This is a genomic window from Micromonospora sp. LOL_024 (assembly GCF_048060415.1).
Taxonomy (GTDB): Bacteria; Actinomycetota; Actinomycetes; order Mycobacteriales; family Micromonosporaceae; genus Micromonospora.
In genome coordinates, this window is sequence record NZ_JBHMIS010000191.1 from 1 (window position 1) to 471 (window position 471).

The following is a 471-nucleotide window of genomic DNA, read 5'->3' on the forward strand; positions in this document are numbered from 1 at the left end:
CCATTTTCAGCCCGGAACGGGCCCGCCCACAGGGCAGGGAAGAACTTTTCCCATGATCTGCAACGCGGTTTCGGTCTTGGCGAGCTTGGCCTGCAAGCGGGCGTTCTCGCGCTGAAGGCGGGCAAGTTCGGCGTTCTCGGCCTTCTTCGCTGCCCGCGAGGCCGATTGCCGCCGGTCCGTCAGTCCGGCCGAGGCTCCGGCGTCTCGGGCCTTACGCCAGTCCAGCAGGTGTGATCCGTACAACCGTTCCCGACGCAGAATCGCCCCCCGAGCCGCCGCGTCCGGTGCCGCGTCGTACTCGTTCAGGATCCGCGCCTTGAACTCTGCGGTGAATGTCCGCCGCTGGGACCGGGTGTCCAGATTCGGGCTCTCATGGGGCTGCAACGTCATGCTGATGATCTCTCCTCGCGACCGTCCAGGAAGCGTATCCCCTGGTAGACGGGCTGTCTCACATCAGCGTGACAGGGAGGG

At 65.6% G+C, this 471-nt stretch carries 1 protein-coding gene; it reads right to left on the reverse strand.

The features are described 5' to 3' along the window. Positions 1 to 6: 6 nt before the first annotated feature. Positions 7 to 390 carry a hypothetical protein gene (locus ACFHWY_RS28835; protein ID WP_416583379.1) on the reverse strand — a complete coding sequence of 128 codons (384 nt, stop codon included), beginning with the start codon at positions 388 to 390 and terminating at the stop codon, positions 7 to 9. Between the last annotated feature and the right edge of the window lie 81 nt (positions 391 to 471).

Coding starts and splice junctions, on each gene's coding strand:
- ACFHWY_RS28835 (WP_416583379.1), bottom strand. CDS start 390: ATGACGTTGCAGCCCCATGAGAGCCCGAATCTGGACACCCGGTCCCAG.